This window comes from Paenibacillus sp. J31R98, from assembly GCF_056269245.1.
This window is the reverse complement of record NZ_JBWDNO010000004.1, coordinates 329,607-350,734: the sequence shown is the minus strand read 5'-3', so window position 1 is coordinate 350,734 and position 21,128 is coordinate 329,607. Positions and strand designations below refer to the sequence as shown.

19 protein-coding genes are annotated in these 21,128 nt (G+C 52.8%); 5 read left to right on the top strand and 14 right to left on the bottom strand.

What is annotated here, in order from left to right:
- Positions 1 to 422 precede the first annotated feature (422 nt).
- Positions 423 to 1,346, top strand: coding sequence for a phosphotransferase family protein (locus AC0YNX_RS18055; protein ID WP_475817095.1), 924 nt, complete (start codon positions 423 to 425; stop codon positions 1,344 to 1,346).
- A gap of 59 nt (positions 1,347 to 1,405) precedes the next feature.
- Here AC0YNX_RS18055 and AC0YNX_RS18050 read toward each other — a convergent pair whose 3' ends face one another.
- The 5 genes from AC0YNX_RS18050 to AC0YNX_RS18030 form a co-directional block, all read right to left on the bottom strand.
- Entirely contained in the window at positions 1,406 to 2,446 is a 1,041-nt protein-coding gene (locus tag AC0YNX_RS18050) for an aminoglycoside phosphotransferase/kinase family protein (RefSeq protein WP_475817094.1), read from the bottom strand.
- Positions 2,447 to 2,491: 45 nt separating this feature from the next.
- A complete protein-coding gene (locus AC0YNX_RS18045) occupies positions 2,492 to 4,957 on the bottom strand; it encodes a GH116 family glycosyl-hydrolase (protein ID WP_475817093.1) in 2,466 nt (821 codons plus the stop codon).
- Between the two features lie 219 nt (positions 4,958 to 5,176).
- A complete protein-coding gene (locus tag AC0YNX_RS18040) occupies positions 5,177 to 6,220 on the bottom strand; it encodes a DUF4037 domain-containing protein (RefSeq protein WP_475817092.1) in 1,044 nt (347 codons plus the stop codon).
- A 64-nt stretch (positions 6,221 to 6,284) separates the two neighbouring features.
- Complete coding sequence (locus tag AC0YNX_RS18035) at positions 6,285 to 7,208, bottom strand: RNA polymerase sigma-70 factor (protein ID WP_475817091.1); 924 nt, start codon at positions 7,206 to 7,208, stop codon at positions 6,285 to 6,287.
- A gap of 31 nt (positions 7,209 to 7,239) precedes the next feature.
- Positions 7,240 to 8,517 carry a phytoene desaturase family protein gene (locus AC0YNX_RS18030; protein ID WP_475817090.1) on the bottom strand — a complete coding sequence of 426 codons (1,278 nt, stop codon included), beginning with the start codon at positions 8,515 to 8,517 and terminating at the stop codon, positions 7,240 to 7,242.
- 214 nt (positions 8,518 to 8,731) lie between these two features.
- On the opposite strand from AC0YNX_RS18030, the gene AC0YNX_RS18025 reads away from it, so the two are divergent.
- Positions 8,732 to 9,538 (top strand): methyl-accepting chemotaxis protein, encoded by an 807-nt coding sequence (locus AC0YNX_RS18025; protein WP_475817089.1) that lies wholly within the window; start codon positions 8,732 to 8,734, stop codon positions 9,536 to 9,538.
- Between the two features lie 64 nt (positions 9,539 to 9,602).
- Here AC0YNX_RS18025 and AC0YNX_RS18020 read toward each other — a convergent pair whose 3' ends face one another.
- Together AC0YNX_RS18020 and AC0YNX_RS18015 are read right to left on the bottom strand one after the other, a co-directional pair.
- A complete protein-coding gene (locus AC0YNX_RS18020; protein ID WP_475817088.1) occupies positions 9,603 to 10,127 on the bottom strand; it encodes a P-loop NTPase family protein in 525 nt (174 codons plus the stop codon).
- An 18-nt stretch (positions 10,128 to 10,145) separates the two neighbouring features.
- Positions 10,146 to 10,901 (bottom strand): DUF429 domain-containing protein, encoded by a 756-nt coding sequence (locus AC0YNX_RS18015; protein WP_475817087.1) that lies wholly within the window; start codon positions 10,899 to 10,901, stop codon positions 10,146 to 10,148.
- A gap of 100 nt (positions 10,902 to 11,001) precedes the next feature.
- Between AC0YNX_RS18015 and AC0YNX_RS18010 the strand changes: the two genes are divergently transcribed.
- Complete coding sequence (locus AC0YNX_RS18010) at positions 11,002 to 11,265, top strand: hypothetical protein (protein ID WP_475817086.1); 264 nt, start codon at positions 11,002 to 11,004, stop codon at positions 11,263 to 11,265.
- 96 nt (positions 11,266 to 11,361) lie between these two features.
- Here AC0YNX_RS18010 and AC0YNX_RS18005 read toward each other — a convergent pair whose 3' ends face one another.
- The 5 genes from AC0YNX_RS18005 to AC0YNX_RS17985 all read right to left on the bottom strand — a co-directional run bounded on the left by AC0YNX_RS18005 (position 11,362) and on the right by AC0YNX_RS17985 (position 16,140).
- Positions 11,362 to 11,775 (bottom strand): cupin domain-containing protein, encoded by a 414-nt coding sequence (locus AC0YNX_RS18005; protein WP_475817085.1) that lies wholly within the window; start codon positions 11,773 to 11,775, stop codon positions 11,362 to 11,364.
- Entirely contained in the window at positions 11,763 to 13,031 is a 1,269-nt protein-coding gene (gene alr / locus AC0YNX_RS18000) for an alanine racemase (protein ID WP_475817084.1), read from the bottom strand. Before alr ends, AC0YNX_RS18005 begins: the two co-directional genes overlap by 13 nt.
- A gap of 14 nt (positions 13,032 to 13,045) precedes the next feature.
- Positions 13,046 to 14,122 carry a D-alanine--D-alanine ligase family protein gene (locus AC0YNX_RS17995; protein WP_475817083.1) on the bottom strand — a complete coding sequence of 359 codons (1,077 nt, stop codon included), beginning with the start codon at positions 14,120 to 14,122 and terminating at the stop codon, positions 13,046 to 13,048.
- Between the two features lie 94 nt (positions 14,123 to 14,216).
- Positions 14,217 to 15,269 carry an acyltransferase gene (locus tag AC0YNX_RS17990; protein ID WP_475817082.1) on the bottom strand — a complete coding sequence of 351 codons (1,053 nt, stop codon included), beginning with the start codon at positions 15,267 to 15,269 and terminating at the stop codon, positions 14,217 to 14,219.
- Positions 15,262 to 16,140, bottom strand: coding sequence for a D-alanyl-D-alanine carboxypeptidase family protein (locus AC0YNX_RS17985; protein ID WP_475817081.1), 879 nt, complete (start codon positions 16,138 to 16,140; stop codon positions 15,262 to 15,264). Before AC0YNX_RS17985 ends, AC0YNX_RS17990 begins: the two co-directional genes overlap by 8 nt.
- Before the next feature lie 202 nt (positions 16,141 to 16,342).
- Between AC0YNX_RS17985 and AC0YNX_RS17980 the strand changes: the two genes are divergently transcribed.
- Entirely contained in the window at positions 16,343 to 17,044 is a 702-nt protein-coding gene (locus AC0YNX_RS17980; protein WP_475817080.1) for a response regulator transcription factor, read from the top strand.
- A 25-nt stretch (positions 17,045 to 17,069) separates the two neighbouring features.
- Positions 17,070 to 18,125 carry a sensor histidine kinase gene (locus tag AC0YNX_RS17975; protein ID WP_475817079.1) on the top strand — a complete coding sequence of 352 codons (1,056 nt, stop codon included), beginning with the start codon at positions 17,070 to 17,072 and terminating at the stop codon, positions 18,123 to 18,125.
- Positions 18,126 to 18,600: 475 nt separating this feature from the next.
- On the opposite strand, the gene AC0YNX_RS17970 is transcribed toward AC0YNX_RS17975, so the two are convergent.
- The gene (locus tag AC0YNX_RS17970; RefSeq protein WP_475817078.1) at positions 18,601 to 19,587 is read right to left on the bottom strand and encodes an ABC transporter permease; all 987 of its coding nucleotides are present in this window, start codon (positions 19,585 to 19,587) and stop codon (positions 18,601 to 18,603) included.
- Positions 19,584 to 21,116, bottom strand: coding sequence for a sugar ABC transporter ATP-binding protein (locus tag AC0YNX_RS17965; RefSeq protein ID WP_475817077.1), 1,533 nt, complete (start codon positions 21,114 to 21,116; stop codon positions 19,584 to 19,586). The genes AC0YNX_RS17970 and AC0YNX_RS17965 overlap by 4 nt, the downstream gene beginning before the upstream one ends.
- Positions 21,117 to 21,128 lie beyond the last annotated feature (12 nt).

Below are 21,128 nucleotides of genomic sequence, written 5' to 3'. Positions count from 1 at the left end.
AACGGTTGTGACCGTGCTTATTTGCGTAATAATAACCACTTTTAAATTCTAACGGTTGCCAGAGAGGTTATTGAGCCCATATCTGAAGAACTCGTACCCCAAATCGCCGAATAACGTTGCTGGCAACCGTTACAAATTCAAAAGAGTGATTTTAGGCTAAATATCCCCCGCGACAACCGTTAGCGTTAGCGTATGCGAGGGGCCCCGTTTTCCGCCAATGTGGAGTACCACATACCTCTCTTTCCACCATTTCGCGCAATTTTTCGCTAATAGAGTACCACGTACCCCTCTTCCCGCCATTTCGCCGATTTTCTGCCAATGTGGAGTACTACGTACCCCTCTCCCGTCCCTAACTGGAAGGGATTCCCACTGACTGCGTTGAATCTAACACTTACACATCCACCTTTGAAAGGAGCCTACCCATGCAACTCACCGATATTCATGCTTTTATCCCTCAACTTCGTACAGCGACGGCTGTTTCCAAGATCCATAAAGGCTTCTCCTATGACGGCAAATACCTCATCTACGAGAACAGCGACAATCCGACCTATGTGCTCCGCACTGCGCCGATCAGTCAGAGCGAACAGAAGCGACTGGAGTTTGAAACGTTAGGTCGCGTCTACCGGTACGGAGTTAGAACCTCTGAGCCTGTTGTCTTCGGCACAGTCGAAGAGCTCCAGTTATGTTACATGGTGCTGCGTTATGTCGAAGGGGAAGATGCGTCTGAGAAACTTCCGTCCATGTCGGCAAACGAACAGCACGAAGTGGGATTTGCAGCTGGTCAGGAACTGCGTATGATGCACGAGGTAGAAGCACCTGAGCACTTGGAACCGTGGTCAACACGCAGGATTGCGAAGCACAACCGCCAGATGGAGGAGTATTTCCGCTGCGGGGTTAAGCTTCCAGAGGAAGATGCGGTTATTGCTTTTATCAATAGGTACCTGCCGCTGCTTGAAGATCGTCCGAATCGGTTTCAGCATGACGACTTCCATCCGGCCAATCTGCTTATCCATCACGGCACGTACGCGGCGGCAATTGACTTCAATCGTTATGATTGGGGAGACCCGTATCATGATTTCTTTAAGGTCGCGTATTTCAGCCGAGAGGTCAGCATTCCGTTCTCGATCGGGCAAATCGACGGGTATTTCAGCGGCGAACAGATTTCCACGCAGTTCTGGAACCTATACGCGCTCTATGCGGCTATGACCATATTCGGAACAATCACTTGGACGCTCAAAGTCGTACCGGAGCAGATTGATTCCATGATGGATCGCATTCGGATTATTCTGGACGATCACCGGAATTTTGCAAGCGCCATACCAACTTGGTACGAACATAAACACTAGTCCAGCACAAACAATAAGAGAGCTGCCTCCCCTGAAGGAAAGCAGCTCCCGTCCCTAACCTATAAATCTAAATAAAAATCTCCGACCATCGAAGCAAGCGCTTGACGGAAGCTTCCTTCATAACCACTGCCATCTGAATCAAGCGCATGCTCGCAGCGTGCAACATATGCCATGCAATACGTAGTCGCAGCGGAAGCTTTCGCCCACTCCTCATCCGCAAACGCTACTCCGCGGAATCGCTCGTATTCTTTGGCGAACGCATAGGATTCCTCTTGGGATGGCGTCACTTTCACAGGGATATCCCATGTGGTCGTGAACGTAGCTGCCGCAATTCCGAGCATGTTCAGCTCATCCTCCAGCTTCAGGCTATCCCAGTCATAGACCATCGCTACATGGTCGCCGTTGAATCGAAAATGTTTCAATGACCAATCCAGGTGGCCGAGCACGAGCTTGCCGTTAATGCGATTGACGGTCTTTTTGGCCCTATTCGCGATGGCGTCAATCCACTCGGCTCCCTTCGCTGTCCGCTCAAAGTTGAATAAGTCATTATGAGGAATCGGATAGAGCGATTCACTCGTGCAAAATCTCCCGGTCTCTAAATTCGGCGTGTCCTTGTACGGCTCGGTGCTCTTAATCAATTGAGCCAGTGTTTGAGCAATAGCTGCTCGAATTGCTGGCTCATGGGCATCCCGCAGTTCGCCAGGCGCGGCGAATGCATCGACGGTTGCGATTCCAGCACCTAACTCCGTAGGCTCCAATAATACGCGAGGACAAGGAAAGCCGCTCACCGCAAGAGCTCTCTGCACACTCGAAACAGCAGTCAAATAGGGCTTGCTAATGGCAGTTATCGTATCGGCTGATGTAGGCTTATGGAGCTTCACAAAGATTTGATTGCCATCCTCCAGCTCAAAGCCAAATGAAGCGCCGACGCTGAAGCTAACGGACAGACATGATCGGATCGGGCTATTAAGATGGCTTTTGCAGAAATGATTCATGTCTGCTGTAATTCGATCGGCGTCCGACATACCGAGAATAGAGTTGCATAGTAGAACATTCTCCTCATCTTCAAAGGAGCCAAGCAGCGCTTCTCGAAAATCCACTTCCTTCAATCCCCTCGTCTCATCATGCTGGCTTCATGCTGCTATTTATCCCTTCAAACGCACATTTCCCGCATCTCCATACAGCACATCCAGCGACTTCGTAAACTCGCCAGTTACAGCGTTTCGCTGCTGACGGTACGTGCCCCAAGCCGTGCCCGTGCTCCAGAAGCAGCTGAAATCATCCTGTTCAATAACCGGCGCGAAGCTGATCGTCCCTTCACGCATATCGTAGGTGAAACCGCTAAGCGACAGCAGCACGGCCCAGCTTGCCAGCGATCTTGCATAGTGATAGCCGCACTCTTCCTCCGCCCACGGGTTGCGGCGATAGCCGTCATGGCGGTCGCGGACCGCTTTGACAAGCGTCAGCCCTTCCTCAATCATGCCCTCGTAGATGAGATGAGCGGCAACGTGGTACTCAATGCCCGTCCATACTTCGTCCGCGTAGACGAACGGAACCTTCGGGCGTCCGCCATGCGGCCACGAACACAGCAGCAGGCCCTGCTCATCATTAAGCGTATACGTGCGCTGCACATTGGCATGTCCGTAGAAGTCCGTGCGGAAGTTGTAGTTGAAGATCGAGGCGACAGCTTGCTTCACATGCGCTTCCGGCAAAATATACCCAAGCCCCGCAACATGCGCGAGGAACTGGCCGAACACTTGGTCCGACAGGCAGCCGATGCCGTACTGATACAGATGCGCGTTCACATCGTCGATGCGCTGCACATAATATTCGCCGTTCCAGAGCAATTCGTCGACCCGCTTCTGCCCACGCTCGAATGCCGCGGTGTAACGTTCAGCCCGATCCGTATCGCCGACGAACGCCGCCATCTCTGCGCCAGCCTTCAACGCTGCGAGGAAGAGCGAGTTAGCGAGCGAGTTCGGTCCAAAGAACTCAATATCGTACGTATTATGCTGCTCGCTATCCAGCACGCCGTCGCCGTCCGAATCCCAGTGCCCGAATGCAAAATCAAGCGCCAGCCCTGCCTTTTCCCACAATTTATGCAGGAAATCATGGTCCCCGCTAAGCTTCCACTCGCGGTACAGCCGGACAATCGTGCCCATCTGCCCATCCACAGCCGGCGGCATATTGTGACGCCCCATGCCGAAGGTCTGCTGCGTGCGGAAGGCCATATTGCCGGTCTCGTCTGTCTCGACGAGAAACTCGATATTCCTCGCGCTCCGCTCCAGCTCAGGGAACAGGAATGCCGCCGTCTGCGCATAATTCCATACATGCGTGCAGGTTCCATGGCAGCTGCCATGCTGCGAATGGCTTCCCTCGAACGCGTAGAAGGTGCCCCCTTCGACACGGAAGCAGGTCGGGCTGCGCAGCACCGTCATGTTCGCAGACAGCGCATCAATCACATAAGCAGGCAAGGTGCTGCCGAACAGCGCTTGATGGAACGAACGCGTGCCTTGCTCCAGGCGCTCCAGCTCTTCTATTAAATAACGTCCAGCGTCCCAAGCATCAGCAAACTTGGTCGCGTAATGGTTGCGAATAATCTCCCCCGGCTGAAGCTTGAAGTCTTCATCCCAATGCTTCGGCCGATTCGGAAAATGCCACGCCAGCACGAATTCGAACGTTTTCTCTTCGCCCGGTAGGACTGTCGCATAGCCGCCAATGGAGCCTACGCGCAGCCGTGATTGCGGCGCAATTGCGACTTGTTCGTTATCGACAGGCGGTATTTGATCTAACCTGCCATCCTCGGCAAAATCATCCCAAAACTCATGCGCTCCATCCCACCAGCTGCCGATCTGCCAAGTCGGCTTCGTCGTCACATCATCCGACGTTGTGAGGAGGCTCATGCTGCCATTACGCAGATGGTCCGCAGGAAGCTTCGGCGATGTGAAATGAACGCCGGTCATTCTCCCTTCCTTACGCAGCTCATTTATGCCAACCTCGTCAACCAGCGTGTTATCGAACCGGTCGAGCCCTTGCCAGCCGACTGGATTGGACAAGCTGCCTACAATGGATACATCGACAGGCAGCGAGGACGGATTACTCACCTTGTAGCGAAGCACGGCAGCGGGAATGCCTGAGTCGTCCGCATTGAGCGGTATAAAAGGCGTAAACGCTTCCAATTTCACGTTGACTGGAAGCGACGCATCTTCAAACTCCACCTCGGCCAGCGGATACTCTCCGCGCAGCTTCGATGCTTTCAGCCGCGGCAGCCCCGCCATCGTGCCGGCGTGATACCCTTTGCCGTTCAGCCCATACGGCGGCTGCAGCTCGGCTTCCAGTACCTTGGCGACCGGCTCGCCACCGCCATGCGCCTTCGCCCAAATCGCGAAGAAGCTATAGTAAAGCTGATTGCCTTTGCCCGGACGATTGAAAAGTTCAAAATCTCTGAGCTCGCCGCGCGCGCCGAGCGAAATATTGCCAGTACCGATACCGCCAAGCAGAAAAGCCGCTTCCTTCGCATCATGCTTGAACTCGCGCTGCTCTCCACGAGCGAACAGCACTTCGCTTGGATACACTTTCGCTTTCGCTTTCGAATCCACTTGCTTCTGCATTCAATTAACCCCTTTGCTTTGGTAGCGTTGATTAATTAACGGAATCATGTAGTAATTCGGAGCGGATGAGGGATTTCCTTCTGTAGCAAAATGCAGACTATGTGCTGGCGTAGAATTGGACGCGTGAGCCTGGATGTTGGCAGATGTATTGAAACTGAGAGAGCGTATTCGCTCTCTCAGCTAAAAACCCGCCGTCATCCAACATGACGGCGGGTTTCCTTATTCAGCGCGATGATAGAGCGCCTTCAATGCTTCTCGTGTTGCAGCCGATTGAGGCATGTTGCGGACATCGGTATTGTCCGTGATCTGGTCGATGCTGCCGATTGGGCGGTGCTCCGCCAGCCAGCGGATATGGCTGTCTTGGAGGCGTTCTCGGAGCAGAGCCGCAATGTCGCTGCCATTCATAACGTTGAATGGACGAGTGAAGAACGGAGTCGCTTCCTCCCCTATCTTCACATCCGTTAGCCCCAAATCATTATGCATCCGAGCTAACACGCGGTACACACGGTTTAACGCAGCTTCCCGCACTTTCCAGCTGGTGGCCGCTTGCGCTTCCAACAGGAGAGGCAGCAACTGCTCTGCGCAGCCCAGCTGCTTGAACGCGGTTCCGAACCATTTTGGATAAGGCGCGTACTTTCGCTCCATTAGGAAGCACAGATTCATCACATCACGAACGATGCGAGAGCCCATGACGGCAGAGCCTAGCTCATCGCCTACATATCCCGCGCGGTTCATCAGATGTTCTTCTTGCCCGATCCGCTGCCAAGTGCAGATCATCAGATAGAGCCAGATATCATCTGGATAGTAAGCGAATCGCCCGCGAAGCTCCTTTAGCTCTCCCGCTCCGTCCTTGAACACAGCTCCACTTGTTAGCTCAAGCAGCGTTTGCGATGGGAAAGTAAGCCAGTCTAGCAGATCGACTGCTGCATTCACGTCTAGCCCGAGTCTTCTCTTCAGATATGCCGGCAATGTTGTGATCAAGGTCATACCCGTATCCACCGGAAAACCATGGAACTGCTCCGACGCCCTCTTCTCAAGCAGCGCACGCAGCTCTTCTATCGCCTCTGCCGGATAGCTAGCTCCAAGGAACACGCATACGCGCGGTCCCCAGTCGTGATCCTGCGACATCTCGGTATCGAAGCCGAGTACTTCGCTGCCTGGACCAATCAATGCTGCAGCGTAATCGTCCGATGCCGAGTGTTCCCGCATCATCGGTTCTACGATTTCGTGATAGAACCTCCTGCTTAATTCAATCCCTTGCATCTAGATTCGCCAACCCCCATGAAATCGCATTCATTCCTGTATTCATTCATGATACACGTATTATTCAGCTGTTCATAGATGCTAAGTGCTTCAGCTTATCCGGATTGACGACAATATAGAAGGAAGAGATCTGCTGCTGTTCGTTCACATCGAATGTCAGTACAAAATAAGGCTTTCCTTCTGTATATCCAATTACGCCTGTTCCGCCATTCACCGCTGCGAAGTCGAAGCGGTTATCTTCAGGCAGCTGCTTCTCCATAATGCCGAGGAAGTACGCAGCAATGCGCTCTGCCCCTTGAATGGGCCGAACGGCAGCCTTTACTTTTCCGCCGCCATCCGGGTAGAGAATAGCGCCTTCTTTCACAATGCTGAGCAGCTGCGGCATGTTGCCGGATACGAGCGCCTGCACGAACTGCTCGACGAGATTCTTCTCTTTCTGCTGGGCATTCGCGCCAGCAAGCTCCCGCTCCTGCTCTGGAATGCCGCTGATCGCCACCTTCGCCCGGCGGAAGATTTGGCGGCAATTCGTGCTGCTCTTGCCGACAATATCTGCAATCTCATCGTAGTCATATTGCAGCACTTCTCGCAGCAGGAAGACCGCCCGCTCCACCCAGGAGAGCTGCTGAAGCAGCAGCAGGTAGGCGGTCGATAACGATTCCTTCTGGGTATAGGAGCTGAACGGTTCATTACCCTCCGATTGACTTGCATCCACTAACGGCTCTGGCAGCCATGGCCCGACATACACCTCGCGCTGCTTGCTGGCTGAGCGGAGGCGGTCGATACAGCGGTTCGTGACGACTTTGCACAGATACGCCTTCGGATGACGGATATCCGCCAGCTTCATCTCGCTCATCGCTACAAAAGCCTCCTGCACAATATCTTCCGCATCCATAACGCTGCCGAGCATGCGATAAGCTAGCGCGAACAACAGCGGTTTATAGGTTTCATAGGCTTCAGTCGCAGCTCCATTACCTTCTGTCTGCTCCATTGTAAGCCCCTCCTTCTTATTCTAGGTGTCGTTAATGGCTGAGTATTGCCTCGGCCGCTCTTCTGGCGCTTGCCGCTGAAGCGTCCGCGAGCAGCTCGCCGTGACTTACCCAGTCTCCTGCCACGTACAACCCTTGAATCTCCGGTACTGCCGGACCTACTGCTCTGTGCTTATTCCCGCGGTGCGGATAATCATGCACGACAGTGATGTTCGGCAAGAACTGCTTGGCAACGACCTCTTGCTCCCATCCAGGCTGGAGCATGGACATCGTCTCGAGCAGCAGTTTCTCATCCGACTTCGGATCGGACGTACCCGGAGTATTATATTTAATTAAATGGACGACGACTTCGCCATTATCGCTGAGCTTCGCGCTCACCGAATGCTCGGAGAAGAAAACCGGCTGATCAAGGCCAAGCGCAACATGCCGCCCTGGTACAGGAAGCTTGCGCAAGCCCAGGTCCATGCATGCCGCCGTCACAGGTCTCGCCTCTGACTTCCAGCGGTGCAGCGCCGTCGCTTCTGCGCCTTGCACCAGCTTCGCGCTCTCCGCTGGCGATGCGGTGCTGATCACATTCGAGACGGCAAGCTCCTCGCCATCCGCGAAGACGAGCTTCTGCACCCGGCCATTCGCATGTTGCAGCTCGCGTACGGACTTGCCGCTTACGATATGCGCGCCTGCTTGCTCCGCCTTCTGCCGCAGCTGCTCAATCAGGGTTTGCCAGCCGCCATTGAGATATTTCACGCCGCCCTTCAACGCCCGCTGCACTTGCGCAAGCGCCGGCGCAGCAAGCTGATTATCGGGATCATGCGTATACGTTGCCGTTCTGCACAGCGCGTAGAAGACATGCCTCACCTTCGGATCGGCCACTTCCCCTTCCGCCCACTCGCGCACGCTCATTGTCGCAGGCAGCCGCTTCGCGTTCAGCCTGCTGAGCTTCAGCATAAGACGCATCAGGTTTATTTTACCAGAGAATGTCAGCAGCTTCGAGGTCAGCATATTGATCGGATCCGGCGACAGCGAGTACAGCTCCTTATCCCAGATCACATTCGTCTTCGTGGAAGGCGGTCCCCCGTCAAGACGTATGCCATGCTCCTGCAAAATCTCATAAGCCCGCCCCGTCTTATACAGAGCATGGCCCCCCATATTCAGATGAATACCATGCTGCGTATTCGTCATCGCCCGTCCTCCGAGCCGCCCCGACTTCTCAATGACAATAACCGAACGCCCCTTCTTCGCAAGCTCCAACGCTGCGATTAATCCTGCCAATCCCCCGCCGATTACGGCTGTATCATAATGTTCCCTCTTCATCTCAATCACCCTCCTGTTGTGGTCTTCATGAAATAAGGCGGATGAGGAGGGGATTTTGTGACAAATGAGCTGAAAAAAAAGTCCGTCGAACCTAATTAGATAAACATGGCGAAAAATGTCATTTTTTAGTGCTGTAGGCACTGGTTTATACGCATTCTAGTAACATATGCTGTATCTATCAAGTATGAAACTCTACTAGCGGAGGATTTTCCAGATGCACACGATTCTTGAGCAATATGTTTCGCTCGCCAAAGGCATGCAAGCTTTGTACCCAGACGATGCACACATCGCTATCTTTGATGCAGAGAAGCTTATCCATAGCTTGCCTGGCACTACGGTTGATCTTGGTTTGCAGATTGGCATGCCGATCAGCGCATTCAAAGGACTTATTCCCGAGAAAGTCATGCAGACGAAGACTCGCCAAACGGAAGATGTACCAGTTGGCAAGCTTCCCGTACCTGTCAAATCGGTCGGCATTCCGATCTTCGATGAGAACGAGGAGATGATTGGAATCGTTGCGATCATTTCGTCGGCGGTACAGATGTACTCGCTTCGGGATGCGTCGTCGAAGCTGATTGAGCTGCTGTCGGGGATGTCGGAGACGACGAACCAAATCTCGCTCGGTTCGAATGAAATTACAGAGCGGCTGCATGAAGTGTCGGAATCGACACAGGTTGTGAAGAATGACATTCATCAAATTCAAGAGACGCTCCTGTTCGTCGAAGAAGTCGCTTCCCAATCGAACCTGCTTGGCCTCAACGCTGCGATTGAAGCTGCACGCGCGGGGGAGCATGGCAGAGGCTTCAATATCGTCGCTACCGAAATTCGCAAAATGGCCGATAAGAGCAAGGAAGCCGCACAGACGAGCAAGGATCAGCTGGAGCTCATACTGAAAGCCTACCAAGGCTTGAATGATTCCCTGCAGCAAATCGCCGCCATCACAGCCGAGCACAGCGCGGGACTTGAAGATCTCAATGCGACGTTCTCGCATATTGAAGGCATTACAAGCACGTTGAAATAATGCAAAAAAAAGAGCCTGACAGCCGCTTGGCTTGATCAGGCTCTTCCTATTCACTTACTCCTATTCACTTACCCTTATTCACTAACACTTCCCCGTCCATCTCAGGCAATATGCCGACGATATCCGTATTGCGCTTCACAATGTAACGCTTCGCTAGATACGTCTCCGTCAGCCCCAAGATGCGCACCATATTATCCCGTTCAAAATTACGGTTCCAGCCAAGCATCTCCCGTAAATTGCTTAATGATTGTTTGTAGTTGCATGCTTCAAGCCCTAGCCTCGTCTTCACGAACCGCTTCAGCGTCCGCATGTTCTGCATGACTAACGGCGCTCGAATAATGAAGATGTAATCCGCCTCCGAATAGCTGATCGTCCCCCACTTGTGATGCACGCCTTCGATAATCCAGGACGGTTGCCTCACGATGTCCTCCAGCATCTTGTCTCTGATCGCTTCTGGATACTTGGAATCATCGCTTCGATCCCAGACGAGATTATCAGTCTGAATATGAGGAATGCCATAATGCTTCGCGAGGCGCCCCGCAATATAGGTTTTGCCGCTGCCGCAGCCACCGACAATTCGAATTTTCATATCCGCAGCTCACCACCTTTAACAGTAGCTAATGTTCATTTCGAGTTCTCCCGCGTAATCAAACTGCTCGCTCGGAGACACTTTCAGTTTCGGCCGGATTCCGGAGCTGATGCTGTACGCCGCTAACGCAAGGATGGCAGCGTCCAATATATCGTCTTTCGCGACTGCATTCGCTTTCGAATGCAAGAGCATGGATTCTATGACTGCTGCGGGAATGCCTGCTCGATGCAGAATAAGGGAACGCTCCATGATCCCTTCCTTCGTCTTCTTGTTGTGCTCCAGCGCCGCATTCCCATTAAACCGCTGAAAGTTCAGCTCCGGGTGTGACTCTTCGATCAGATGCTGGATCCCATGTGGCAAATTCGCTTTCATGAACAAATCCACTTCTCTAATCTTCGGAATGATGTTCTCGGACTGCTTAGACAGCTTCTTCTGCACGATGGCATAATTCGTCTCCGATGGCGTCTCCGAATACGTCGCCTGTCTGGTCGGCGTGTTGAACACGCTGCTCTTGCGCTTCACAGGCAGCAGCTTCCTGCAATCGGCATCGCTTATGCGCTGCGAATGCGTATTATTGCTGCCGTGCTCGCCTTCCGGCAGACCGATCGGCATATCGATGAAGATGAGCATATCTTCGCGGCGCTGTGCCTGCAACAATGCCCATAGCTCCGTGATATTCGGAGTGAGCAGCAGCTCGGCTGTTGCTAGCTCACTCTCGATGATGACTGCCGCCCAGCCTGATCGGCAGCCGTCAATCCCTATTCCTGTTGGCATTTGGAGTTCCCTCGTTCCCTTCGCTTACACCAGCATATGCACGTTTTCTATGAATCTAGCATTTACTATAGGGATCCTACTTGAAAGGGGGAACCCTATTATGGTTCGTACGAAAGCCGTTCAACAGCCTGATCTCGTGCTTATTACTTGGTCACGTAACCCTCTCATTCCCGGTTCTGCGCGCAGAATCGTCTCTTTCCGCATAGTCGGCAGCGCTTATCCTTGCCGAAACAGCCTTGTTGTCGGAGGTCTCGTGGCTAACGCTTTAGCCTGCTTGCTTGACAACGACATTGGCTTCAAAGTTGTATACCGCAAGAAAACTTCCGACATCAGCGGGATCATCCTGCTGAAGCGCAATAAATAAGAATGGCAAAGAGCAGCGTCTTAAGCTGCTCTTTCATTTGGGACAGGTTGGTAATGCGATATGTACGGCAATGGTGCCTCAAGCCGAAGCCGAAACTTACAACAGCTCCGACTCGTATTCGCTGAACAATGCCTTCATCTTATCCCAGCTTCTGTCGGTCGACCGATGGATTTCTTCGATTAGCGTGTTGATCGTAGCCGTCATGACGAGCAGATAACGCGCTTCTTCCGGAGCCGGATTCCAGTAAGTATGCGCCTTGCCGCTCGGTACGATGACAGCTTGTCCCGCACCTGCTTCAATGATCTTATCATCGATTTGAAAAGCTAGCCGTCCCTCGAGTACATACCACGCTTCATCATCAACCAGATGCCGGTGCAGCGGCGCAATCGGCATCGGATCGCTGCCCTCAGGCGTACCTTCGGCTTTCCAATCTGCAAGGACCGTCTTCGCCCCGGAAGGTTGGAATGGCTGGCCGTTCATTAGGGATGAGATGAAGTTCATATCGGACATGAGGCATGTTCTCCTTCGAGTAGCGTTCTGAATGGAAATATAAGTCTGCTTGGATATTCGATGTGCGTGAAAGGTGTTCCTGCTTGAGAAACCTCCAAGTTCGTGTCCGAGTCTAATATTCCTAAATTCACGTTTGGTTCGAGAGCCGGACCATCTGAGAATGTTCTCGTGATGCGCGAAGAAAGTGAAGTGGACAGTTCCTGCTGGGCGCAGCCGAGAGGTTCGGCGAGCTCGGCGATCGTAATGCGATCTTCTCCCTGCCGTCCGATCAAGGTCACTAATGTTCCTTCCGGGTATGATCTCGGAAGCTTGATCATCAACTGATCCATGCAGATCTTGCCGACTATCGGTGTCCGCTTGCCATCAACCAGCACTTCCGTTCCTTGCATCCGCTGATTCCAGCCATCAGCATAACCGATCGGTACTGTTCCGATCCACTCGTCTTCCTCTGCCTGGTATGAATTGTCGTAGCCGAGATACTCGCCTTTTGCCAATTTCTTCACATGAATCAGACGGCTATGAAGGCTTAGCGCCGGCTCAAGTTGTACGGAATTCACAAGCTTCTCCGGATAAAAGCCGTACATAGCCGCGCCAATCCGCACCATATCCATTGCCAGATGAGGAAACCGCAGCGCTGCGGCACTGCCCGCACAATGATAATGCCGGATCGAGAGGCTAGACGATTGCCCCCATTCCTTCATCTCTATGAAGCGCGAGACCTGCTCCTCCAGAAATTCGGTGTTGGCTTGCCCTGCCGTCGCGAAATGCGTATAGAAGCCGTCCACTTCAACATCCTCTGCGCGCAGCCATGGAACGAGCTCGTCCCATTCTTCTTGCGAACGGATTCCAATCCGCCCAAGTCCCGTGTCCATTTTCACATGAACTCGAAGCTTTCCCGTATCCGAATAAGGCATGAACATGCGCATTTCAGCAAACCATTTGGCATTCGTGACGGTTAACGTGATGTCAAGATCAAGCGCGATTCGTACAAACTCCGGCTTAATAGGGGTCAATATGAGAATCGGCAACTTCAAGCCTGCAGCACGCAACCGGAGAGCTTCCTCCAGGTAAGCAACCGCTAAATAATCGGCCCCGGCCGATTCCGCTGCCGCAGCTGATTCGATATCTCCATGTCCATAGCCATTCGCTTTCACTACAGCCATAAGCTTGACGGAATGATGCAAGGAACGTCGAATGGTCTGCATATTCTCGCGAATGCGGCTCAAACTAATCTCAGCCCATGTTTCTCTTAGCATCCCTTCCACCTCACTTATTTCGAATATCGAATCGTTTGTTTGTTCTCGTGACGGGAGATCGCATGGTCAATCAATTTCTCAACCAGCTCTGCATAAGTGGTGCCGTCGGTACGCTCCCACATCACCGGATACATACTGAAATTGGTGAATCCAGGCAGAGCATTGATCTCGTTAAGGAACAACTCTCCTTCACTGCCAAGGAAGAAGTCGACGCGGGCAAGTCCTGCGCAGCCGTGAGCTTGATAAGCCTGAATCGCCAGATCCCGGATTCGCTCGGTCAATCCGCCTGGCAGCTCAGCGGGAATCGACATCTTAAGCCGCTTATCAAAGTACTTGGATTCGTAATCGAAGAACGCGTGGTCATGAATGAATTCTCCGGGCAATGAAGCTAGAGGCTTCTCGTTGCCGAGGACGGCCACTTGAATTTCTCTGCCGGCCACCTCGCGTTCAATCACCAGCTTCTTATCGTAGGAGAACGCTTCTTGGATTCCGGCCAGCAGCTCTTCTCGGTTTGAGCATCGGCTGATGCCAATGCTCGAACCGAGGGAAGCCGGCTTCACATAGCATGGATAGCCGATGTTCTCTTCGACACCGCGAAGAATTGCCGCTTCATCCGTTCTCCACTCCTCATGGCGGCACACGAGATAATCCGTTTGGCGAATGCCAGCTTGGGCCAATATTTGCTTCGACATCGCCTTGTCGAGCGTAAGCGCGGAGGACAGCACGCCGTTGCCAACGTAGGGAACGTTCAACAGCTCCATCAATCCTTGTACTGTTCCGTCCTCCCCGTTGGAGCCGTGCAGAAGCGGCAATACAACTTTGGGTCCGGGCAGCGCCAGCACGCCTGTCAATATTTCACCGATTGAACGAGCTGTATCCTTGAATGCAGAACGCACGACTAACTTCTCGACCGTCAAACCTTCCTTGGAAAGATGTCCGGGCGTACACCACAAGCCATCGCGTGTAATGTAGATGGGATAGATTTCAAAGCGGCTTTCATCTATAGAAAGAAGGACGGTAACGGCCGTCTTCAATGACACTTCATGCTCGACGGATTTGCCTCCGTATAGTAGGTATAGCTTTGTTTTCATGGGTAATGCCTCCTCGTTTGATTCTTGTCCGTTGCTCTATCTCTAAGATAACGCCCCCAGGCTGGGGAGGTTATAACATGGCTTAAAGGATTTCTTAAGAATTTCTTATTTGTAGCTTCTTCGAGCCTATTCGGAACTTCCGTTTGTTCTCGGTAAACCATACCGTAACCGCGGACAGCGCGATCGACACCAGGCATACAGCGGCAAAATGAAGCAGGCTATTCGCGATAAAGAGCTTGTCCAAACCCGCTATCTCTGCCGCTCCGCGAACGAGCACAATGGCAATGGGGTGCAGAATATAGACCCATACCCGCCACTCGCGGAAGGTTCGGTTAGACCGGACTTTCCACTGCATCGCCCATTGAAACAAGAAGTAAGTCGCGGGCAGCGCAAAGATATACATGCTGTCATGCCTCGGAATCGCAAAGGCGTGCAGGATCGATCCTTCAAGAAACATCATGCCAAGGGAACACGCAAACATGGTTGCATTGGCAATCGGCGTTCTCTCCGGAAGCGGCCGCAACGCTGCCCAAGCACCGAGAGCCAAGAAAATCGGGGCGTAGAACAGCCCGTTGCGCGTGTAATCGAACACGGTGAACATACCCGCATACAATTGCGTAATGCCTGTGCCGCTTGGCAAGATCCCATAATAGCTATCTCCCAGCAGCCCTACGATGTACAAGACACCTGAAATAGCCAGCATGGCGTTCATGGACCTCGTCCGATAGATGTAGTAAGTGATCATCAAACCCAGCATTAAAGCTGGCAAATACCACAGATGATAGAAAGTACCGTCAAACACAATATCCTTAATGAAGGAATAAATCGTGAAGGAATCCGAAAAATATCCCGTATAGAGATTTAGCGGAAGGTACAGCACAATCGCAATCAGATATAACTTCCCGGTTCTTCGCATGTAGGCACGCAGAGCTTTGCGATCCGCTACATGGTCCCCTGTCAGCTTACGGAAGAATAAGAACCCCGCCGTCATGAAGAAGACCGGAACGGCAATACGGGTAAGCAAGTTGCTTAGAAGAAAATCAGCAGTGGTGCTATAGGAGTGAAATGGTCCCGTATGATTGGCAACGACCAGGATTGCGACGATGAATTTCAGCCAATCGAGACCGCCGAAATTTGGTTTAGACATATCCTTGGCTTCCTTTATCCCGAAATGCGGTAACAATGAACCCATCGCTGTTATTTCCTGATACAAGGTAACGATCGCAAGCTACTAGGGAAATCGTCGTAGAACTCCCCGGATCCGCCGCTACATAATAAATATCTGCGAATGACCATTCATCCTCGAACACAAGATGGTCTCCCTCAAACGGGAAGCTTCGGAGCTGGTCGATATATTCCTCCAAGCACCAATCGTTCCGCTCCATAATCGATGCGTGGGGATAGCCGATATAACGGAAGTGCCACGGCTCGCATGAAATATGCGTGATGGCTTCCTTTCCTTCCTTATATCGTTGGATGAAACCATAAAGGGCCGCAAGCTGCTTGAACCTCAGATAGACATTGCTATCGGGGAAAGCCGGCGCAATGAAATCCACGTCCTTGTTCAGCTTGCCGACGTCAATAGCTAGTCCCGTCTGATGCTCGCTCTGGCCAGGCAAGGCCACATAGCGTGCCGTGTAGTCGGGGCCATTATCAACTAGCGAGGAAGCATAGATCTGCTCCTGCTCCAACCTTGTCCGGTACCCACTGACGGCAATAATATCGTTCATTCCTTCGCAAGCTTCCAGTAAGTTCACCAACTGCGACAAGCAGGTCTGCTCCAGCAGCATGTCCTCGCTCAGTGTATGGATCGCCGAGATCGAACTCAAAGGTGATAAACTTTCGGAAGAAACCGTCTGCTCGATCGGGTTCTCACGATTGATTAAGACCAGATAACCTTCGTGAATCTCAGAATTAGCCACTTGCACGTAATTAGCAGCTTGCACGTAGTTAGCCTTTCTATCGCAGCCTATATTCTGTTCGGCTTGTTGTTGTTGTTGTTGTTGTTGTTGTCCCATCTCGCACGAACCTCCTTGTTATCGTTAAATGTTCTAGCAACTCTAAGATAACGTCCAGAGCCGAGGAGGATTATAAATCGCCATAAAGGAAACCTTAAGAAATTCTTATTTGTGGTTTCATACGGTAGGTTGTGGAGACGATATCTGATAAGCTAATGCTGCAAATGAAATATTTTGACCCTAAGAAAACGGGAGAGATTCTATGCATTCGATTCAAATTCTGATCGCAGACGATGACCTTGAAATCGCGAAGCTGATCAAAATCTTCTTGACCAACGAAGGCTATCAAGTGCTGACCGCAAGCAATGGCCTTGAGGCAATGGAGTTGATCGCCAAGGAATCGGTCCAACTGATTATCCTGGATGTCATGATGCCGGAGATGGATGGCCTGGAGGTTGTTCGCGCGGTTCGTGAGGAGTATGGCATTCCAATTCTAATGCTGAGCGCCAAAGCGGAGGACATGGACAAGATCATGGGGCTGACGACTGGGGCCGATGATTATATGGTTAAGCCATTCAATGCTCTTGAGCTGCTGGCTAGGGTAAAGTCGCTGCTCCGCAGGTCCATGCTGTTGAATACACAGAAGCAAACGGCTCAGAACCAAGACGAAATCCAGATTCAATCTTTAAAAATCATCAAGAAACTGCATGCCGTTACAGTAGATGACCGGAACGTGAATCTGACGTCGACGGAATTCGATATCTTGTATTTGCTGGCAAGCCATCCTAAGGAGGTCTTCAGTGCGGAGGCAATCTTCGAAGCCGTGTGGAAGGACAAGTTCATGGAGTCCAACAACACCGTTATGGTTCACATAAGCAAGCTTCGCGATAAATTGGAGAGCGAGCTGGGCGGTGTCAAGCTGATCCAGACCGTATGGGGAGTAGGATATAAAATTGATCCATAAACCGTGGAAGAGCCTCCGTTTCAAAATGTTGTATTTATTCGGTTTAAGCGCTCTGGCGTCCGTCATGACGATCAGCTTCCTGGGCATGGTCGCACTGGTCGCGTACAGGCTGGATTTTCCTTACGTCGCTCCTCTGCTAAAACTAATAGAATCGAAATTCGACGTTCCGGTCACATTTGTTATAACCGGCCTTATCTTCTTTATCATTTATTTCTTCGTTTTCAGCCGTTCGACCATCCACTACCTGATGGAAATTTCGCAAGGCATCGAGCGAATCTCCGATGGGAATTTCGATACTCGCCTTCCGATTCGAGGAGATGACGAGATCGGCGTATTGGCGGGCAATCTTAATCGAATGACGACCCAGCTGAAGCTGTCCATGGAAGAAGAACGGCGTGCCGAGCGAACGAAGGCCGAGCTGGTAACGAACGTTTCCCACGATTTGCGTACGCCGCTCACATCCATCGTCGGGTATTTAGGACTGATCGATGATGATCGTTATCAGGATGAAGTCGAGCTGCGACAGTATGTTCAAATCGCATACCAAAAATCGATGCATCTGAAATCAATGATCAATGACTTATTCGAATTTACGAGGACAAGCGGGGGCATGAAGCTGCGGCCCTCTCCGATTAATCTCGTCGAGTTGATCGGACAGTTAGCGGGCCAGTTCCGTTTGCAATTCGAACAAGCGGAGATGGAATGTCACTTGGTTCTCCCGGATCATTCCCTTGTCATCAACGCAGACGGGGACAAGCTTGTCCGAGTGTTCGAGAACCTGATCGTCAATGCCATTCAATACGGGAAGCGCGGCCGGCGTATCGACATTACGACTCGGAGCGACAACGGCCAAGCCGTCGTCGAAATCGCGAACTACGGCGAGCCTATTCCGGCAGCCATGATTCCGTTATTGTTCGAACGGTTCTATCGCGGCGAGCACTCCCGCTCGCGGAATACTGGCGGCGCAGGACTCGGTCTTGCAATCGCCAAAAACATCGTCGAGCTGCATCACGGCAAAATCTCCGCGGCAAGCGACGATGGGAGGACCTCATTCGAGGTGAAGCTCCCTCTAGCGAAATGACAAAAGCGAGGCAGAGAAAAAGCCTGGGACGTTGTCCCAGGCTAGAATGAAGAGAAACCAATGAAGAGAAACCAACGTTATTTCATCAAAACGGTGGGTTTCTCTTATTTTAAGAATACAGCCGATATTTCGGCAGCTTGGCGATGCTGAGAGTGCAATTTCCGAACTCTCAGCAAGGAAATCGGCGGTTTGCTGCTCTGAGAGTGCAATTTTTGAACTCTCAGCAAAGAAATCGGCAGTTTGCTGCCCTGAGAGTGCAATTTTTGAACTCTCAGACTGGGATGCAGCCGATTTCGGAAGCGCGGCGAAGCTGAGAGTGCATTTTTCGAACTCTCAGCATGGAAATCGGCAGTTTGATGCTCTGAGAGTGCAATTTTTGAACTCTCAGACCGGGATGCAGCCCTCAGACTCAGACTATCTAGGCGTTCTCGGCAGCCTGAGCCTGGGACCCTCTCCCAGGCTTTACGTATAACCGTCAACCCCTGCGCCGGTTGAGATGAATGAACGTGACCGCCAGCGCCAGCACGAGCACCGCGCCTTTGATAATGTCCGTGGTGTAATATTCCACGTTCATCATCGTCATGCCGTTGACGAGGACGCCGATCAGAATCGCGCCGAAAAACGTGCCAATGACGTTCGGGCGTCCCGCTCCGAAGACGGAGTAGCCGACGAACACGGCGGCCACCGCCTCCATGAGCATCGGCGCGCCGGCGTCGACTTGGCCGTTTCCAACCCGGGCGGTGAACAGGATGCCGCCGATAGCCGCGAGTACGCCGGATGCCACGTACGCGAGTGTACGAACACGCTTGACGCGCAAGCCGGACAAGCGAGCTGCTTCCTCGTTGCCGCCCATCATGATCATCTGCCTGCCGAGGCGCGTGTATTTGAAGAACAAATGCGCCGCGACCACTGCAATTACCATGAGAATGACGGGGAACGGCACGCCAAGCCATTTGCCTTGACCAATCCAGAGGAATTGCTTCGTGATCTCGCCAGGCGCCTTGCTTCCGTCCTGCATCTGCATGTTGCTGTAGATGGAATAGCCCTTGGTATACGTCTTATGCACGCCGCTTACGATATACATGACCGCCAGCGTGGCGAGCAGATCCGGTATGCGGACCTTTACGATCAGAAATGAATTGATCAGTCCGACGAGTGCTCCGAATGCGATCGGCACGATAATGACGACGGCGAGCGGCATCTGGTACCACACCATCAACGTCGCCGACAATACAGTGGCAAGTGACACGGTAGACCCGACGGACAAATCGAAGCCGTCGACGGTAAGCGAGATGGTCACCCCGATGGCGACGAACGTCACGATGGAGATGGAGCGCAGGATATCCGCGATATTGTTGTACGTTAGAAAATACTCGTTATAGAGTGAGAAGAACAGCAAGACGATTCCGATGAATATAATCGCTCCATACTTAAACGAGAATTGCAGCAACCGATTGTTCATAACATTTCCTCCTTACCTGCACTCGCAAAATAAAGCAAATCTTCCTGCGACGCTTCGCCCCGCAGGAACGAGCGGACGATCTTCCCGTCACACAGGACGAGAATCCGATCGGCCAGACCCAGCGCTTCCGCAAACTCGCAGGTTAAATACAAGATGCCTTTCCCTTGTTGCGCTAACTCCCCGATGATCCGGAAAATATCCCGCTTCGCGCCAATGTCGACACCTTTGGTCGGCTCATCGAACACGAAAACACGCGCATCGGTGCTCGTCCATTTGCCGATTGCCACCTTCTGCTGGTTGCCGCCGCTTAAGAACGCCGTCGCGATATCGGGATGCGACGCCTTGATCCCGAGCCGCCCGATTACATCCGACCCGTGGCGTTTCTCCTTGGCGCCGGAGATGAAGCCGAGCTTGCTGAGCGAGCGCAGAATGGGTAAGCTCAAGTTGTGCAGCACGGATTCCCGCACGAGGATGCCTTCCTTGCGCCGCTCTTCAGGCACGAGCACGATGCCCGCTTCCACGGCATCGGCCGGCGAACGCGGCACGACCATCTTGCCGTCCAGTGCGATGGTGCCGCTCTCCAAAGCGTCCGCGCCGAACAGCAGGCGCGACAGCTCCGTCTTCCCAGCACCGACAAGACCGACAACCGCGACAATCTCGCCGCTTCGTACGGTCAGGTCGACGCCGCGCACGCGGCGTCCCGCAGCCAGCCCGCGCGTCTCCAGAATCGGCTCCCCGATCACCGCCGGCAGCTTCGGATATTCTTCCTCGAAGCTCTTGCCGAGCATCGCGCGTATGACGTCTCCGGCACTTGTCTCGACAGCCGATTCGTTCATGACGACACCACCGTCTCGCATGACCGTGATCCGGTCGCTAACCCGGAACACTTCCGGCAAGCGGTGCGAGATGAAGACAATGCCGATGCCAGCCGCCTTCAAGCCGTCCATCAGACCGAATAACCGGTCTGCTTCCTCCATACTGAGCGGCGCAGTCGGTTCGTCGAGAATGACGAATTTCGCATCTTGCGCGAACAGCCGAGCAATGAGCACGAGCTGCTTCTCCGCCAGCGTAAGCTCCGACACGCTGCTGTTAATATTGATGCCAAGCCCGAGCTTACCTAGCACCTGCGCGGCTTCCTGCTTCAGTTTGCTCCAAGAGATCCAGGCGCTCCCTTCCGATGCGGCCAAACGGTCGAGCATAATATTCTCCGCGACGCTTAGATGTTGCACAAGAGACGTATCCACCTCCTGATACACGCAGTGGATGCCGTTCTTCTTCGCGTCCGCCGGCGAGTGGATGATTAGCGCCTGGCCGTCGATTTCGACCGTGCCATTGTCGCCTTCGTATGCGCCGGATAAAATCTTCATCAGCGTGCTCTTGCCCGCGCCGTTCGCGCCGAGAAGCGCGTGTACCTCGCCGCCCCGCAGCTCGAAATCGACGCTCTTCAGCGCCGCCACCCCGGCGAAAGACTTGCCGATGCCTTTCATGCGCAGCACGCTCGTCGCTCGCGACGGTTGTTCAGTTACCATGATCGCTCAACT

Excerpts from the sequence above, each read along its gene's own strand:
- AC0YNX_RS18030 (WP_475817090.1), bottom strand. The coding sequence starts at position 8,517 with ATGAAGAGGGAACATTATGATACAGCCGTAATCGGCGGGGGATTGGCA.
- AC0YNX_RS18045 (WP_475817093.1), bottom strand. The coding sequence starts at position 4,957 with ATGCAGAAGCAAGTGGATTCGAAAGCGAAAGCGAAAGTGTATCCAAGC.
- AC0YNX_RS17965 (WP_475817077.1), bottom strand. The coding sequence starts at position 21,116 with ATGGTAACTGAACAACCGTCGCGAGCGACGAGCGTGCTGCGCATGAAA.
- AC0YNX_RS18040 (WP_475817092.1), bottom strand. The coding sequence starts at position 6,220 with ATGCAAGGGATTGAATTAAGCAGGAGGTTCTATCACGAAATCGTAGAA.
- AC0YNX_RS17975 (WP_475817079.1), top strand. The coding sequence starts at position 17,070 with ATGTTGTATTTATTCGGTTTAAGCGCTCTGGCGTCCGTCATGACGATC.
- AC0YNX_RS17970 (WP_475817078.1), bottom strand. The coding sequence starts at position 19,587 with ATGAACAATCGGTTGCTGCAATTCTCGTTTAAGTATGGAGCGATTATA.
- AC0YNX_RS18010 (WP_475817086.1), top strand. The coding sequence starts at position 11,002 with ATGGTTCGTACGAAAGCCGTTCAACAGCCTGATCTCGTGCTTATTACT.
- alr (WP_475817084.1), bottom strand. The coding sequence starts at position 13,031 with ATGCTAAGAGAAACATGGGCTGAGATTAGTTTGAGCCGCATTCGCGAG.
- AC0YNX_RS17995 (WP_475817083.1), bottom strand. The coding sequence starts at position 14,122 with ATGAAAACAAAGCTATACCTACTATACGGAGGCAAATCCGTCGAGCAT.
- AC0YNX_RS18005 (WP_475817085.1), bottom strand. The coding sequence starts at position 11,775 with ATGTCCGATATGAACTTCATCTCATCCCTAATGAACGGCCAGCCATTC.
- AC0YNX_RS18020 (WP_475817088.1), bottom strand. The coding sequence starts at position 10,127 with ATGAAAATTCGAATTGTCGGTGGCTGCGGCAGCGGCAAAACCTATATT.
- AC0YNX_RS18055 (WP_475817095.1), top strand. The coding sequence starts at position 423 with ATGCAACTCACCGATATTCATGCTTTTATCCCTCAACTTCGTACAGCG.
- AC0YNX_RS17985 (WP_475817081.1), bottom strand. The coding sequence starts at position 16,140 with ATGGGACAACAACAACAACAACAACAACAACAAGCCGAACAGAATATA.
- AC0YNX_RS18035 (WP_475817091.1), bottom strand. The coding sequence starts at position 7,208 with ATGGAGCAGACAGAAGGTAATGGAGCTGCGACTGAAGCCTATGAAACC.
- AC0YNX_RS18025 (WP_475817089.1), top strand. The coding sequence starts at position 8,732 with ATGCACACGATTCTTGAGCAATATGTTTCGCTCGCCAAAGGCATGCAA.
- AC0YNX_RS17990 (WP_475817082.1), bottom strand. The coding sequence starts at position 15,269 with ATGTCTAAACCAAATTTCGGCGGTCTCGATTGGCTGAAATTCATCGTC.
- AC0YNX_RS18015 (WP_475817087.1), bottom strand. The coding sequence starts at position 10,901 with ATGCCAACAGGAATAGGGATTGACGGCTGCCGATCAGGCTGGGCGGCA.
- AC0YNX_RS17980 (WP_475817080.1), top strand. The coding sequence starts at position 16,343 with ATGCATTCGATTCAAATTCTGATCGCAGACGATGACCTTGAAATCGCG.